This is a genomic window from Rhizobium mayense (assembly GCF_030272705.1).
Taxonomy (GTDB): Bacteria; Pseudomonadota; Alphaproteobacteria; order Rhizobiales; family Rhizobiaceae; genus Rhizobium; species Rhizobium mayense.
In genome coordinates this window covers 1-15,778 of the sequence record NZ_JARFYM010000036.1, presented here as the reverse complement: position 1 = coordinate 15,778, position 15,778 = coordinate 1, and the positions used below count along the sequence as shown (strand labels likewise).

The window sequence follows — 15,778 nt, the reverse complement described above, 5'->3', positions numbered from 1 at the left end:
ATCGCTGAACCGCTCTATCCCTTTGTTTTTACGCATTCCGAACGGAAAACCGCTTCGCACTTCCTGGAATTGCTCTAGGTCAGCCTGTAGGCCAAAGCGATCAATGCCGGCGTGGCTCAAAGAACCACACCGGCATCTTTCTCCGGCCCCCCGCCAGAATCTCAGAAACTGTCCTTAATGCGCGACAGCCATATTTGCCTTGTCTGCGCCCTCTTCGAAAAGCGGCATCTGCAGGCCGTTTGCGTACATTTCCTGCAACACGGCGCCGAGTGCGAGATCGAGGCACCAGACTGGGAAATCGGCGTTCAAACTCTTGGCGCTCTGTCGCGCATAGGTAATCAGTCGTGCAATTGACGCCAGTTCTTTCAGCGACTCCGAATCCTGGCTTGCCATTTCGATAGGAAGAATTGCGGTCATGTGATGCCCCTTTGCCCTCAGTTCCTGGAGAACGAGATACTCATCGCCAGGAACATGAGAGGAGCTTAGCCCAAGTCGTGCGCATTGGCGCGTGACATACAGCGTGACACGAGGTGAGATTGCGTGCAGCTTTTACGATGCAATTTCAAGGCGGTGGAAGGCGGAACGCCATAAACTATTGGCTTTGAAGGCCCAATCGCGCGGCGGTTGCTGTCGCTCGTCCGGGCAGTCGGCAATTGCGCGAAGCAATTCCAGGGCGTCGATGCGTTTTTGGTTGACCGCATTGGCGCGCAGGAGACCGGAAATTTCCTGCCGCCGCGCGGGATCCGGCAGGTCCGCGGTGTCCGCCAGAGAGCGATAGGTAAGTGATTTGAAGAACATAGTTTCTGCGCGCTCTTGCAGAACAACTTGCTCGGCTTCACTGATCGCGCCGGCCTCGGCCAGGGCGCGCAAGGTTGCCTGCACGTTGATCAGCGGTTCGCTGAGCGGAAGGTGCCCGAGCTCGGCGGGACCATGAATCTGCGCGACAGCGGAATCGTCTACAACCGTGCCGGAGGCATAGGCCTCAAAAATGCGCCCGATACCGACCATGCCGAAAGCGGCGCATTCGGCGGCGCGCAGTGCGCCCATGCTGGCTGCGCCATAGAAACGGACGCCTTTCGACAGGGCAAAGAGGATTTCCTTGTGCCAGACGGGCGCGACATTTTCGAAAAGCCCGTCGATCAGGCCGATGACGCTGGCTCCCGCTTCCATCGCGCCGATGATATCGCCCTGCTTTGCCGGCGGACGGAGAATGATGCCGGGATCGGCGATATCAGCCGCGTCGGGAAGTGTCGGGCCTACGAACAAGAGCTTCATAGCAGTTGCAAGGTCTTGGCGATGGCGCGATAGCCAAAGCGGCGCTTGCGCTCGCCGGCCGGATTTTCGAGTTGCGGCACGATGAGCTTGGCCACGGCAAAGGGAAGCAAGGCGTCGCCGAGGGAAAGCGCGATGGCGGAATTGATACCCGTCTGGCGCAAACGGTCGATGGTCAGATGCAGCAGGGCTTCGGCGCCAAGGGGCAGGGCTTCATCCTGACTTGCCGCTGGCTTCGGCACCGCCTCGAAACAACGGAGGATGCTTTCCGGCAGCTCCCGGGTGAAATCATCCGGATGAATGTCGTCCCGGGCGCCGCTGATGAAGGTGAGGCGCGATTGCGCCGCCTCGGTGACGGCGCGGATCGCGGCCCGCACCGCCGATGGATGCGCACCGCAGCCCATGGTCACGTCGATATAACGGACATACTTTGCTCGGGTTATTTCGGCCGGGCCGAGAAAGGCCGAGAAGGCCGGTATTTTCACATCGCTGGTCATGTCGAACAGCTTGAGCGTCAGATCGGCGCTGCCGATCTTTCCGAGCAATTCGTTCAACACCGGATCTGCTAGCGAAGCGGGATCGACGCAGGTGTCCATGCGCAGGACCGGTTCGGAAACATCCCACAGTTCCTTGGCGTCCCGCTCGATACGTTCAAGCAGGCCGTGCAGGATGGCTTCGGTCAGTACATTGCCGGAGGCGAGGCCGTCGGAGGACTGCCAGAACCGCGGGTTGCGAGGGGTTCGGTCGAGCGTCACGGTGTCGAAGGGAATCCAGACGTGTCGATCGGCGATGAGATCGTAACCCTCAACCCAGGCGATTTCTTCATTATCGGCGATGTCGGCCTGGCCACGGGCGATGAGAGACGAAAGCGGATCGGCATGCTGTCCTTTGGCCAAGAGTTCCCGCCGGCTGGCAAAGACTGTCTTCACCGCAGGGGTGCCGGCGATCGTTCGTTCCAATGCCTCCATGGCAGCGGAAACTTTGGCGTCGAGGTCGGTGATGCCCTTGCCGTTGTTGATGACGATAGACTTGGCATTCGGGCTAACGGCCTGCCAGACCGGAATGCCTATTCTATCGAGCCCGGTCAGCCGGCCAAGGCGAGTGATGCCGTGGCCGGCAAGATATGGCTCGATGCGCCGAAACGTTTCTTCGGCTGCGCAAATGCGATCCGAATACGGTGAGGCGGCCGCAAAATCCCGCTCGCCGGAATTCCGCGCCCGGAATTTGGCAAGAGACAGAGACGGATCTGCCGTCACAGGAATCTCAGCCGTCAAATACGCCGCTTGCAGCCTTATCGACACTCCCAACGGCAACGGCCAGATTGACGCCCTTGACGATGGTTGCGCCGGCATGGCGCAACTGATCGGCCGCGTGGATTGAGCTTTGCGCCTGCGGCGCGAGCGGGGTGACGGTGCCAGCCTTGAGGTCGGCGAGGTAAAGCTGCGGATCACCCGGGATGCCAATCACGACATGTGCCATGTCTAAATCTCCAATTTGATGGATAGTTAAGAACGAGCTGAGGAAAGTGTGAATTGGTTCTTATCGGCGCCTAATTAAAGCCCGCGCGTTTTAGCCCCTCCCTATAATGTTCCTTTTGCCATTGCTCGCGCATAGGCACGACGGAAAGCCACTTGTCGACCTCGAAATCCGGATAGGTTTCCTTGACCTTGCGCACGAGACGTTTTGCCTTGCGTATGTCGCCGGCCATCCCCGCCGCCGCGGCGGCAAGCCGCGCCGCCGGCGCAGGATCGGCCATGCGACCGATATAGGACATAGCCTGATCATACTGCTCAAGAAAGTAGCTGGCTCCGGCTGCTGTCCAATAATAGAAGTCCGGACTCATCGGGTTCAGCTTGATGGCACGCTCCATCTTCTCCAGGGCCTTGGCCGGTTGGGAAGCATGAACCAGCGCGTCCGCATAGTCCGTGATAATGTCGGCATGATGCGGGCTGATGGTTTCGGCGAGTTCAAAGGAATTAAGGCTTTCGTCGAAATCGCCCTGGAAGAGTTTCGCAGCGGCAAATTCACGATAGCCGTTGGCGAGATCCTGACCCGTGGCGATGGCCTTGCCGGCCTCTTCCTCGATGCGTTTCAGCAGGTGCGCATCGCCGCGCGCCGTCAAGAACCACTCGAGATGATAGGTGCGGGCCATGCCGCTGAGCGCTGGTGAGAAATAGGGATTTTCCTTCAGTGCCGCTTGAAATGCCTTGCGAGCTCTACGAATGTCCGGCAGGCCGAGATTCTTCAGATATCGCTGGCCTAGCAGATATTGGTGATAGACTCCCGGGTTGCGCTCGAAGTAGTCGCGGGAAAATTCGTTGCGCTCGATGTAGCTGGCGACAAACGCTACAACGCGTTGCGCGATTTCGCGATGCTGGCGCGGCAGATCCTGGGCCTCCATGCTGAATCGCTCCGCCCAGATGACTTCGTCATTGCCGGCGTAAATCAACTGGGCGAAAAGCCAGTAGGTGCTGCCGTCGAAGCTGAGCCTGGTATCTAGCACGTAGTTGATGGCGTATTTTTCCAGCATTGCCGGGCGATCAAAGTGGAGCGCAATCTTTTCCGCCGTGTAGTGCGCCACCATCGTCACTGTCTTCAACACGCAAAGGCCGACAGTGATGTCTTCCAACAACGCCGACGAGAGAAAGACGGCGGGCTGATGGTTTTGGGCGGTGTTCACGGGCGGCAGCAGTGCGAGCTTGGGGGGGCCGCTAGGCACGGGTGGAATGATTTCCAACTGCTGTGGCGCCGCTGTCTCCCGAGGCTGTGGCGCGACATTGCGCTGACGTTCGAAAAGCCGTCGCGCAACGCTTAACGTCTGCGGGTCGGGATCGACCGGCAATTCGCCCCAGCGATATTTTCTGCGGCTCTCGAAAATATGGCGAGCGCTTTCCAGCTGGGGTTCGCCGGCATAGGTCTCACCCAGTAGCTGGTAGACCGACTCATCTTCGGGATGGGCCTCGAACAGCCGCAGTGCCGCTTCTTTGACAATGGTCGCGTCCGCGTCTTCGCTCATGGCTGCAATAGTATCGTGGAGCGTCGTCAGCATCTGCGTCTTGATACGATCCCGCTGCGTGCGCAGCCACATGCGAGCCAAGCCGCCGACGACTTCGGTGCGGGCGAGAAAATCCCAGCGGCCAAGTTGCAGCAATTCCTCCAGCGCGGTGTGAGGGTCGGTTTGCGACACTGCGTTCAGGAGCGAGAGGTCGTTGGTGAAGGCTTGGACATTCACGCTTACGGTCGCCTGCTCGATCCGCAGCAGCTCGATTCCGAGTTCGTCCTGCCGGTTTTTGACGCGCGACAGCGTCTGCCGCAGGTTCGCCAGCGCCTTGTCCATTGGGATATCGCCCCAGAGAAATTCAGCAAGTTCCGCACGGGGCTTTTGCGTCGACGAACTCGTCAGCAGGAAGCAGATCGACAGCAAGCCTTTTTCGGGAAAAGGCACTGTTGAACCTGCTCCGTCCACGAGACGCAGGTCTCCGAATGTCAGCAGCCTGAAATCCATGCATCCCCACTGCATCCAACAGCTTTCCCGTATCGGAAACTCGATTTCCGGTGTCGCCTGCGATGACCTGTGTCATTGTGATCGCGCTGTTATTTGCGATCGTGAAAATCATACTACGATGACTGCTATCCTATCGCAATCGCTAGAACATCCCGCATTGAGGTAGATCACCCGCAGACGGATAAGATGTTCTAGATTCAAGAAAGCCGGAACCGCCTTCCTGCGCTCAAATGAACGCATGGGCTCTCCTCTCTCCTGCAATTGCAGATACCGCGATCGTCGACGTGGGGGCAAGCCTATCATTCGATCGTGATCCGCGCCTCACCCAAATTTGAAGGGCGAGGCGTGGAGATCAGTTTCTGAGGCCGAAAGGAACTTCGGCCGCAGGCGGCGCATGCGTGACCGTTGGCTCGGAAGCGTTGGCCAGCGATTTGATGAGCGTCAGCACGGACTGGCGGACGTTGGGGTCGTTGATCTTCATGAAGGCCTTGTTGAGGCTCAGACCTTCCTTGGACGTCAGAAATTCGGACAGGTCCTCAAGGCCGCTGATTGCGCCCAAGCCTTCCGTCGTCAGCGGCTGCGTGGTGTCCTGCTGGAAGAAGAAAGCGACCGGAACCGCCAAAACTCCCGCGATCGCCTGCAATCGGCTGGCGCCGATGCGATTGGTGCCTTTCTCGTATTTTTGCACCTGCTGAAAGGTGACTCCGATCTGTTCGGCGAGCCGTTCCTGGCTCATACCAAGCATGAGCCGGCGCATGCGCACGCGTGAGCCGACATAGGCGTCAATTGGATTTGGTACTTTTGCACTCACTGCGCAATCTCCTCATTCGAACGGGGGTACCCAGCGGGCGCCACCTTACAGATGCCCGGGGAGGAGGCAAGAACATGTCCCCGATCTGCCCGTTCAGTGTGTATTAAAGTTCGGTAATTTTCAACCAAAAGTCTTGACAGTGGCGTTTTTCCCTCGGTTGGCGGAGAGATTAACGGCAGAAAAGAAGCTTCGCGTCAATGTGGATTAAAGACTGAAGACGATCTGCAATTGTACACAGGGCACTTTGGATTGTCTTTGGTAGGTACGCTGGTGGAAGCCGCATAGTAGCCGCTGCCGCACTGCCCATCGCCGGCTACATAACGGTCATAGAGGACTACATTGCCGCTTCTCGAAGGATAACGCAGCAGCACCGAGCGCTCCCTCGAAATTAACTGCTGCACCGACTCGCAGCTTTTGCTGAGTGATTCGTAGCGGGAGATCGCCAACGCCGGGCTGGCGCTAACGATCGCCAACAAAAGCAGAGCTGCGGCTGCAGTTTTCATGGATTGTCCCCCTCCGCTGAAATTAGCTGATCCCTCAGCCGCGAGTCCGCCCCCGGCAAGTGCCGGCGGTCGTTCGAAATTTATAGCATATCAGCGTTCTACGTGCACGTTAGCCGACTTAGCACGCGAAGATCGCTTTGCAACGACGGTCGGATTGGGCTGTCACTTTCAGTGTCAAATATATTAATATTTTCTAAAGTTAACGTTACGTTAGCCTTTTCAAGGACGTGGATAGGAAAGCTGATCACGGCTGGGAGCGGCCGAGCTATTCTGAAAGCAAAATTTTTTTGCTCGGCACGTCATTCTTTTGGAGAGGGGGTTCGGTTATATTTCTTATTATGAAATCAACGATCTAGCGTATTTCGCGAGCGTAAACTCTATTTCTGGTTGATTAACCTACCCAAAATTGGTCGAATTCGCGTCTTGACCCTGTTATATTAGATGGTCTTAATGCCGACTGTCCGGTCGTGCCCGCGCCCGGACAAGTTGCTGGAATCTTTAGGCCCGCTGAACCAAGAACGGCGGGTCCTTTTTTCTTTTCATTTTATCGTTTTCTTGCGGGGCCCGCCATGCCTACAAAGCAGGGGGGTCAGCGAGCCCCGGCCGTCCAAGCACGGCCGCAAGACGATCAACCAGAACTTTGCCCTCGTCCACAAACCGCTGCGTTTATCGCCGATGATGCAACTCGCACAGGCATTGCAAAATACCTGCGCGTGCAAAAATTTGCGTTGAGAGCCGACGCGCTTTTCCAACGCCAGGAGGTTGCCGACACCCTAGCCGTTCAGTTCACTGGATGGTTGTTCGCGCAAATGTATTCGGCCTCGGGAGAAGTATGGGTCGAGACGGCGATCCAACGCTGGTGATTGCCGGCAGTGAAATAAAACTGCAATACCGTCTTATGAGAGGTTCCTACTGAAAGCTGGCTGAAAGGTTGCCCGCGCTAGGCTTGCTTGGCTTCGTGGAGGAAGCCTATGCCGACGCGGTGATCAAGCGCCGCCGCGGCATCCAAACAGGAGGAGACACCAATGCGTTCATCGCGCGCGCTTTTTCATACCGCAGCCCTATCTCTGGTCATGACCGCCGCCTCGCTCGGCGCCACAGCGGCACATGCCGCCGAGAAGATTTCCATCATGGTGGGCGGCTATGAAAAGCAGATCTATTTGCCGGCCAAGCTCGCGGAATCCCTTGGCTACTTCAAGGATGAAGGTCTTGATGTCGAACTTCTCAACGAGCCGGCCGGCGTCGATGCGGAAAACGAAATGCTGGCCGGCGCCGTTCAAGGCGTCGTCGGCTTTTACGACCACTGTATCGACCTTCAGGGCAAGGGCAAATTCGTCGAATCCGTCGTACAGTTCAGCCAGGCGCCCGGTGAGGTGGAACTGGTGTCCAGCAAACATCCTGAGATCAAGTCGCCTGCCGATTTCAAGGGTAAAAGCCTCGGCGTCACTGGGCTTGGCTCATCCACCAATTTCTTGACGCAATATCTGGCGGTCAAAAACGGCTTGAAGCTTGGTGACTTCACCTCCGTCCCGGTCGGAGCCGGTCAGACCTTCATTGCCGCCATGCAGCAGGACGCCATTCAAGCCGGCATGACCACGGAGCCCACAATTTCGCGTCTGTTGAAGACGGGAGAAGCCAAGGTCCTCATCGATATGCGCAGCATGGACGGCACCAAGGCCGTTCTCGGCGGCACCTATCCGGCAGCGTCGCTCTATATGCAGACCTCCTGGGTCGATGACCATAAGGAGGAGACGCAAAAGCTCGCGAATGCCTTCGTCAAGACGCTACACTTCATCAATACCCATTCCGCCGCGGAAATCGCCGACAAGATGCCGAAAGACTTTTATGTCGGCGACAAGGAGGGTTACGTGAAGGCGCTCGAAAACGGCAAGGCGATGTTTACGGCTGATGGTGTGATGCCGGAAGATGGGCCGAAGACCGTGCTCGCCGTACTCTCCGAGTTCTCCAAGAACGTCCAGGGCAAGACAATCGACCTGTCGAAGACCTATACGACGGCGTTCGTCAAGAACGCCAAGTAGGCTACTCATCGTGCCGCTTCCGGCAAATGCCGGAGGCGGCATTTGTCTCGGATTTTCCGTCTCGGCCCAGCGGGGTCGACGCGATTTTGCCGTTGCCGGCGTGAAATAAAATCGCGATATCACCAGTGAGATTTTCCAATGAAAGGTGACTGAAAGGTTGCGCGCGCTAGGTTCGCCTAGCTTCTTGGAGGAAGCGTTTGCTGCGCAACTGTAATACGACGCCGGCACCCTAATAGGACTAATAGGAGGAGACATTTATGCGTTCATCGCGCACCCTTTTTCATACCGTAGCCCTTTCTCTCGTCATGACCGCCGCTTCCCTCGGCGCTACGGCTGCACATGCCGCCGACAAGATCTCCATCATGGTGGGTGGCTACGAAAAGCAGATCTATCTGCCGGCCAAACTCGCGGAATCCCTCGGTTACTTCAAGGATGAAGGTCTCGATGTCGAGCTTCTGAACGAATCCGCCGGCGTGGACGCCGAGAACCAGTTGCTTGCTGGTGCTGTCCAAGGCGTTGTCGGCTTCTACGATCACTGCGTCGACCTGCAGGCCAAGGGCAAGTTCATCGAATCCGTCGTGCAATTCAGCCAGGCGCCGGGCGAAGTCGAGCTGGTGTCGACTAAGCATCCGGAAATCAAGTCCTTCGCCGATTTGAAGGGCAAGAGCGTCGGCGTTACCGGCCTTGGTTCTTCCACCAACTTCCTGACGCTCTATATGGCGTCGAAGGCCGGCCTTTCGCCGGCTGACGTCACCCCAGTTCCGGTTGGTGCCGGCCAGACCTTCATCGCCGCCATGCAGCAGGACGCCATTCAGGCCGGCATGACCACCGAGCCGACCATCTCGCGCATGCTGAAGACTGGCGAAGCTTCGGTTCTCGTCGATCTCAGAACCTTGAAGGGCACCGAGGCCGCGCTCGGCGGCACCTATCCGGCAGCTTCGCTCTACATGGACGCCGCCTGGGTCGATGCTCACAAGGAAGACGTGCAGAAGCTTGCCAACGCCTTCGTCAAGACGCTGCGCTTCATCAACACCCATTCGGGTGCCGAAATCGCCGACAAGATGCCGAAGGATTTCTACGTCGGCGACAAGGACGGCTACATCAAGGCTCTGGATGCCGGCAAGGAAATGTTCACGGCCGACGGCGTGATGCCGGAAGATGGTCCGAAGACGGTTCTCGCAGTGCTTTCCCAGTTCTCCAAGAACGTCAAGGGCAAGTCGATCGACCTGTCGAAGACCTACACGACGGAATTCGTCAAGAACGTCAAGTAAGCAGCCATAACGCCGCTTCCGGCCGGTTCCGGAAGCGGCAGTTCACCGGGCTTTGCGTGCACGCCCAAAGGCACGCGGGAGGATCAGCACCATGCAACAGGATGAACGCCGGATACCGGCGATCGAACTCATCAATGTCAGCCGCCGCTTCGTATCCCCGACCGGCAAATCGCTGACGGCGCTGCGCGATTTCAACATGGCCGTCGAGCGCGGCGAATTCGTCGCCGTCGTCGGCCCGACCGGCTGCGGCAAGTCGACGACGCTCAATCTTGTCACCGGCCTTGCCAAGCCGAGCGCCGGCGAAGTCCGCCTGATGGGCGGGCCTGTCACCGGCATCGATCCGCGCGTCGGCTTCGTCTTTCAAACGGATGCGCTTTTTCCCTGGAAGAACGTCATCGACAACGTCATGTCCGGCCCGCTGTTTCGCGGCAAATCGGCGGCGGAAGCCGAAAAGACGGCCAAGGACTGGCTCGCCCGTGTCGGCCTCACGAAATTCCTGCATCACTATCCGCATCAGCTCTCCGGCGGCATGCGCAAGCGCGTCTCGCTGGCGCAGACCTTCATCAACGAGCCGGAAATCCTGCTGATGGATGAACCGTTCTCGGCGCTCGACGTCCAGACCCGCACGGTGATGCATGAAGAGCTGCTGAAGCTCTGGGCCGAACGGCAGGCCTCCGTCGTCTTCGTGACGCACGACCTCGAGGAGGCGGTGGCGCTCGCCGATAAAGTCTATGTGCTGACGGCCGGCCCGGCGACGGTGAAGTCTGTCTACACGATCGACCTGCCGCGCCCGCGTGTCGTCTCGGAGATCCGCTACGAGCAGAACTTCATCGATTATTGCAAGACGATCTGGGACGACCTTCGCGAAGAGGTCGAGACCAGCTATCGCCGCGCCGCCGAAGCGGCATAAGGGAGGATTGACCATGGCAAACACAGCCCTTGAGGCAGGCAATGCCCCGATCTTCCGCGCCGGCACCTCCGACGCGGAAATCGAAGCCGCAGCGCTGAAGGCTATCAAGCGCCGCAAATACGTGGTCCTTTTCTGGCAGGTCGCGGTCCTCGTGGCGATTCTTGGCCTGTGGCAGCTTTCCTCGGACCTGCACTGGATCGATCCGTTCTTCTATTCCAGCCCCTATGCAATCGGGTTGCGCCTGTGGGACTGGATCACCGAAGGCACCGATAGCGGCTCACTCTGGTACCATCTCGGCGTCACCATGGAAGAAGCGCTGATCGGCTTCGTCATCGGCTCGGTCACCGGCGTGCTCGTCGGTGTCGCTCTCGGCCGCAACAAGCTGGCGTCCGATATCCTGTCGATCTACATCAAGGCGATCAACTCGATCCCGCGCGTCGTGCTGGCGCCGATCTTCGTCATGATCATGGGCCTCGGCCTTGCCTCCAAGGTAGCGCTCGCCTTCATCATGGTGTTCTTCGTCGTTTTCGCCAACGCCTTCCAGGGCGTGCGTGAAGCCGACCGCAACATGATCGCCAATGCCCGCATTCTCGGCGCTTCGAACTGGCAGGTGACCCGTAATGTGATCCTGCCGTCGGCGATGAGCTGGATTTTTGCAAGCCTGCACATCTCCTTCTCGTTCGCTATTATCGGCGCCATCGTCGGCGAATTCGTCGGTTCGCTCGCCGGCATCGGCTATCTGATCTCGATCGCCAAGGGCACCTATGACGCAGCCGGCCTCTATGCCGCGATCATCCTTGTGATGGTGGTGACGCTCGGCGCCGAATACGTGATGACGCTCGTCGAAAACCGCATCACCAGATGGCGTCCGCAGCAGCATATGGATGTGCAATAAGCCGCCAAGACATAGCTCCCAAGGCCGGGTCCCCCCACCCGGCAACTCCAAAGGCCGGGCACCTCCACCCGGCCTCTTTTTTGCGCTCGGGCTGGCGCTGGCCACGGCTATGCGGAGATGCGCGGGGGCAATTTTCTCCAGACGAGAATCAGGCTATTGTCCGATTCAGGCAAAGCCCATGCCTCCCCCCTCCATCTGGGAAAGTATCATTCATGCGGGGCTGATCATCATCGAACCGACTGTTCGAGCGCCAGCATAAGGAGGGGTTGCGGTCGTTGCTCGCAATAGGAGGTTTTTATATGAGGCTTTCCAGCCCAGTTTATCGTTTGAAGCGTAAAGCCAGGCTCATGTCGCGCGGGGAAAATATCCCGCTACATGAGGCGCTCGACCGAATTGCCACCGAGGAAGGTTTCCGCGGGTGGAGTCTGCTGATGGCCCGCTCGGATTCGACGACATCAGCCGGTGACATGTTCGCACAATTGCAACCCGGCGATCTGGTGCTCATTGGCGCCCGCCCGCTGCAAGGCAAAACCTTGATGAGTCTTAGGCTGGCCGTCGAGGCGATGAAATCAGGCAATCGGGGCGTCTTCTTTTCGCTGGAATATACCGAGAGGGACGTTTCGGGCCGCTTTCGGGCGATCGGCGTCGAGTTCGAGCATTTCAAAGAGCTATTCGAATTCGACAGCTCCGACGCGATCAGTGCCGACTATATCATGGAGAGGCTGGCGTCTGCGCCCAAGGGAACGCTGGTGGTCATCGACTATCTGCAAATCCTCGACCAGGATCGGCAGAAGCCCGAATTGATGGTGCAGGTCCAGGCATTGAGGTCCTTCGCGCGGGAAAGAGGTATGACCATGATCTTCATCTCGCAGATCGATCGGTCCTACGATCCATCGGTGAAAGCCTATCCCAGTCTGGAAGATGTCCGTTTGCCGAATCCGCTGGATCTGGCGCTGTTCGACAAGACATTTTTCCTGAATAACGGCGAAGTCCAGCTTCGGGCGGCAAGATAGCGATAAGGCCGCCGGTGGTTTGGAACCGTCAAACCGCCGGCAGCCTCACGGTCACCAGCAGTCCGCCGCCAGCCGCATCGCCGAGCGTGACAGTGCCGCCGGCGCCGTCGACGACTTCGCGGACGATGGCGAGCCCGAGGCCGCTGCCTTCCGGCTCGGTACCGATGATGCGATAGAAGCGCTCGAAGACCTGGCCGCGCTCGGCTTCGGGAATGCCCGGACCGCTGTCCTCCACCCACAGCACAGCGTCGCCGCCGTCGTGCCGGACGCCGACCGTGACCCGCCCATTCGCAGGGGTATAACGCAGGGCATTGTCGACGAGATTGACCAGCATCTCGCGCAGCATGGTGCCGTCGCCTTCAACATTGACCAGCGTGTCTTCGGCCTCCAGCCCCAGGTCGATGTTGCGTCTCAAGGCTTCCTCAGCCAGGTTTTCCAGGACTTGCCGGACAGTGATGACGAGGTCGACCGTGTCGCTGCGCGGGCGGCGGCTGCCGGGTTCGGCCCGCGACAGGGTGAGAAGCTGGCTCGCCAGCCGTGTCACCTGCCTCGTGCTGGAGCGTAGCGCCAGTAACGCCTCGTCGCGTCTGGCATTGTCGTCCTCGCGCGCCGCCACGCTCGCCTGCGTCGCGATGAGTGCGAGCGGCGTGCGCAGTTGATGGGCGGCGTTGGAGACGAAGCGGCGCTGCGCCGCCATCTGGTTCTGCACCCGCTCCATATGGTCATTAAGGGCGTGAACCAGAGGGCGCAGTTCGGTCTGCACCATATCCGGTTCCAACGGATCCAGCCGCTGGCGGCCGCGTTCGCGCACGGCGTCACGCAGCCGCAGCACCGGGGTCAGACCGCGCTGCAGGCCGATAATGGTCACGAGACCGGCGAGCAGTACGAGCACGAGCTGCTTGGTGAAATCCGACAGCCACAGCCTGCTGCGCATGGCGTATTGGCTGTTGTGAGTGACGGCGACGGTGACGGATATCGTGCTGTCTTCGCTAAGGCCGACGATCGGATGGTTCAGCATCATCGCGCGCACCCGATCGGTGCGAAATGCAGTGTCCTCGCCGGTCTGCTGTTTCTTCGGCTGCGGCAGATCGGGATAGCCAGCGACGAGGTTCCCCCAGGCGGTCACCACCTGATAGAAGACGCGGTCGCCATAGCCGGTATCAAACATCTCCAGTGCGGCGGGGGGAATGTCGACCTGGACGGTGCCATTGGCGTCGACATGGACGGCCTCGGCAATGACACGGGCTGAGGCAAGCAGTGTGTGGTCGGTAACGAGATTCGAGGTGGCATTCGCCGACTGGAAACTCAGATAGAGATTGATGCAGATCGCCCCGATCAGCGTCAGCACCACCCAGGCAAACAGTTGCGCCCGCAGGCTGGCCGTCAGCCCCGCGATGGCGCGCCTCAGGCGTCCTTTGATTGGGCGGACTTCGTTATTGCGCATGGCGAAGGAGATAGCCGAGGCCGCGCAGCGTGGCGATCTGCACGGCGCTGCCTTCGAGTTTCTTGCGGACGCGATGCACGTAGATTTCGATGGCGCTGGTGTCGGCGAGATCGTCGAAGCCGAAGACGCTTTCAGAGAGCGCGGCTTTGGTCACCGTCGTGCCGACTTTCATGACGAGATGTTCGAGCACGGCATGTTCGCGCGGCGTGAGCGCCAGGGTCTCGCCGTCCAGAAAGAACTGCCGCGTTCCGCCGTCGAACAGCAGGTTGCCGACGGCAATTTCGGGCGCGGCGCGGTCATGGCCGCGGCGGACAAGGGCGCGGATGCGGGCTTCCAGCTCGGCGATTTCGAAGGGTTTGGCGAGATAGTCGTCGGCACCGCTGTCGAGCCCGGCAACCCGTCCGTCGAGGCTGGCATTGGCCGTCAGGATGATGACCGGCACCTTGCTGCCGCCCTGGCGCAGCCGCTTCAGCAGCGTCAGCCCATCCATTTTCGGCAGTGACAAATCAAGGATGACGACGGCGTAAACCGCCACTTTCAACATATGTTCGGCGTCCTCGCCGTCATAGGCAATGTCGACCGCATATTGCGCCTGACGCAGCGCTTTGCCGAGCCAGGACGCCAGTTCGCGGTTGTCTTCGACGATCAGGAGCCTCATGGACCAACTATACAGCAAGTGCCGGATATTGCGAGTATTTTGGGTTACGCGGCGTCTATTTCACCCGCGTAGGTAGGAAGCCGAATTCAGTACAGCTGTTGGGTTAGGTGCTGGAAGGGCGGGAGAAGACGTACCCGCCCCGATAGGTCGGTTAAGCCGCCTTTGGCAGCTCAGTCTGTCGCTTCCGACGCTCGGCCAGATGAGCCATCGTCCCGCGCTTCAGGCGCCACAATCGGGTGGCTGTGTTTCCGATCAAGGTTTGCGGGATATGATAGCTTGCGAGATCGTTTTTGACGTTTCTCGACCAAAACAATTTGTAGGGCTCATTGCCTGCGCCAAAATCAACGTTCAGACGCTTTTCAAATACGATCTTCATCCAGAATTCGTCGAGCACGAACCCCGGCGAATATTTCGCGTATTGTGGATCCGAATGGAACGCGGCAATAATCAGATCCATATGGGATAGGCCGTAAGCTGCCAGTTTCATGGCGATCGGCGCTTTGTCGATCAGGATGGCATAGATACGCATTCCCTGGATATTGTCGGGATCCGTGATCCAGTTGTACATGAAGCTTCGATAGTCTTTTGAGGTTATCCAGGGGCCGTGTTTGCCGACACGCTCGGACCATATTTTCTTCTGCGCGAACATCCACTCCATAAGTTCGATTGCATAGGTTGGATCGGCAACCGGATCGACTTCGACAAACTCGAACTTGCCGAGTTCGGAAAGCCTTTTGCGCTTCCGGTTAAGCTGCTGGCGGGAGTTCGCGCCAATTATTTTGGCATATGCATCCCAGCTCGTCTGATCCTGCAAATCGGCAAAGGGCGCGATGTCGCCCTCGCAGCCAAGGTTTCGCCTGTTGTTGATCAATTGATCAAGAAATGATCCGACCTTGACGAATGGCATGCGGATGATGTCGACTTTGGACGAATGTTCGATCGTTTGCCACGCCAAGCTGATATTGCGTCGGTAATCCGACTGGGGATCGACCAGCACATCCGTGGTTTGCGCGGCATCTGGCCCGAGAGGGCGAACCATCGAGCACGGACCGTTGCGATATCTTACCAAAGGAAAGACAAGAACCAGCTTGCCATTTTCGCGAATGACGATGCAGAAGAGCGAACGTCCGGCTGGGCGGGAGATTTCGTTCCAGCTATGGTATGAGACCGAATAGCTTTGATAAAAGGAGCCCTTGGCTTTGAGCCACAGCTCGTTCCACTCGCTTTCCAACTCGGTCATCTGATTTATGTCGCTGATGACGGAGCAGCGTCGATCAACAAAATCATCTGTATGAAGCGGGGTCATCTCTAAATCCGTCAATGAACGCAATCTCATAGCGTTTTGTTCATTTAAGTTGTAAAATTTACCAGGCTAATGAATTTATATAACTCTCTGGTTGTGGTTTACACCAAAGCCCCACGGTATGTAAGTAAAGCTTACTTCCATGGTTAATAGT

Annotated in this window: 15 protein-coding genes; 5 read left to right on the top strand and 10 right to left on the bottom strand. The window is 58.3% G+C overall.

Features of this window, described 5'->3' with window-relative positions:
- Window positions 1-174: 174 nt before the first annotated feature.
- The 7 genes from PY649_RS29165 to PY649_RS29135 all read right to left on the bottom strand — a co-directional run bounded on the left by PY649_RS29165 (window position 175) and on the right by PY649_RS29135 (window position 6,091).
- Complete coding sequence (locus tag PY649_RS29165; protein ID WP_285872383.1) at window positions 175-417, bottom strand: hypothetical protein; 243 nt, start codon at window positions 415-417, stop codon at window positions 175-177.
- Between the two features lie 132 nt (window positions 418-549).
- Complete coding sequence (locus tag PY649_RS29160) at window positions 550-1,275, bottom strand: TfuA-like protein (protein WP_285872382.1); 726 nt, start codon at window positions 1,273-1,275, stop codon at window positions 550-552.
- Window positions 1,272-2,435, bottom strand: a complete 1,164-nt coding sequence (locus PY649_RS29155; RefSeq protein WP_285872424.1) for a YcaO-like family protein — start codon at window positions 2,433-2,435, stop codon at window positions 1,272-1,274. The genes PY649_RS29160 and PY649_RS29155 overlap by 4 nt, the downstream gene beginning before the upstream one ends.
- A gap of 100 nt (window positions 2,436-2,535) precedes the next feature.
- On the bottom strand, window positions 2,536-2,751 hold the full coding sequence (locus PY649_RS29150; RefSeq protein WP_285872381.1) for a hypothetical protein: 216 nt from the start codon (window positions 2,749-2,751) through the stop codon (window positions 2,536-2,538).
- A gap of 70 nt (window positions 2,752-2,821) precedes the next feature.
- Window positions 2,822-4,777, bottom strand: a complete 1,956-nt coding sequence (locus PY649_RS29145; protein ID WP_285872380.1) for a BTAD domain-containing putative transcriptional regulator — start codon at window positions 4,775-4,777, stop codon at window positions 2,822-2,824.
- A 352-nt stretch (window positions 4,778-5,129) separates the two neighbouring features.
- Entirely contained in the window at window positions 5,130-5,588 is a 459-nt protein-coding gene (locus PY649_RS29140; protein ID WP_285872379.1) for a helix-turn-helix domain-containing protein, read from the bottom strand.
- Window positions 5,589-5,782: 194 nt separating this feature from the next.
- The gene (locus tag PY649_RS29135; protein WP_285872378.1) at window positions 5,783-6,091 is read right to left on the bottom strand and encodes a hypothetical protein; all 309 of its coding nucleotides are present in this window, start codon (window positions 6,089-6,091) and stop codon (window positions 5,783-5,785) included.
- Between the two features lie 1,025 nt (window positions 6,092-7,116).
- Here PY649_RS29135 and PY649_RS29130 point away from each other — a divergent pair.
- From PY649_RS29130 to PY649_RS29110, 5 genes are all read left to right on the top strand, one after another.
- Window positions 7,117-8,130, top strand: coding sequence for an ABC transporter substrate-binding protein (locus PY649_RS29130; RefSeq protein ID WP_285872377.1), 1,014 nt, complete (start codon window positions 7,117-7,119; stop codon window positions 8,128-8,130).
- Between the two features lie 257 nt (window positions 8,131-8,387).
- Window positions 8,388-9,401, top strand: a complete 1,014-nt coding sequence (locus PY649_RS29125) for an ABC transporter substrate-binding protein (RefSeq protein WP_285872376.1) — start codon at window positions 8,388-8,390, stop codon at window positions 9,399-9,401.
- Window positions 9,402-9,492: 91 nt separating this feature from the next.
- Window positions 9,493-10,311, top strand: a complete 819-nt coding sequence (locus PY649_RS29120) for an ABC transporter ATP-binding protein (RefSeq protein ID WP_285872375.1) — start codon at window positions 9,493-9,495, stop codon at window positions 10,309-10,311.
- Between the two features lie 13 nt (window positions 10,312-10,324).
- Window positions 10,325-11,206, top strand: coding sequence for an ABC transporter permease (locus PY649_RS29115; RefSeq protein WP_285872374.1), 882 nt, complete (start codon window positions 10,325-10,327; stop codon window positions 11,204-11,206).
- A 299-nt stretch (window positions 11,207-11,505) separates the two neighbouring features.
- Window positions 11,506-12,219 (top strand): DNA helicase, encoded by a 714-nt coding sequence (locus PY649_RS29110; RefSeq protein WP_285872373.1) that lies wholly within the window; start codon window positions 11,506-11,508, stop codon window positions 12,217-12,219.
- A gap of 28 nt (window positions 12,220-12,247) precedes the next feature.
- Here the strand turns inward: PY649_RS29110 and PY649_RS29105 are convergent, their stop codons facing one another.
- From PY649_RS29105 to PY649_RS29095, 3 genes are all read right to left on the bottom strand, one after another.
- Window positions 12,248-13,663, bottom strand: coding sequence for a sensor histidine kinase (locus PY649_RS29105; RefSeq protein WP_285872372.1), 1,416 nt, complete (start codon window positions 13,661-13,663; stop codon window positions 12,248-12,250).
- On the bottom strand, window positions 13,653-14,321 hold the full coding sequence (locus tag PY649_RS29100; protein WP_285872371.1) for a response regulator: 669 nt from the start codon (window positions 14,319-14,321) through the stop codon (window positions 13,653-13,655). Before PY649_RS29100 ends, PY649_RS29105 begins: the two co-directional genes overlap by 11 nt.
- A 151-nt stretch (window positions 14,322-14,472) precedes the next feature.
- Window positions 14,473-15,651: a GNAT family N-acetyltransferase gene (locus tag PY649_RS29095; protein ID WP_285872370.1), complete on the bottom strand. Its 1,179-nt coding sequence runs from the start codon at window positions 15,649-15,651 to the stop codon at window positions 14,473-14,475.
- Between the last annotated feature and the right edge of the window lie 127 nt (window positions 15,652-15,778).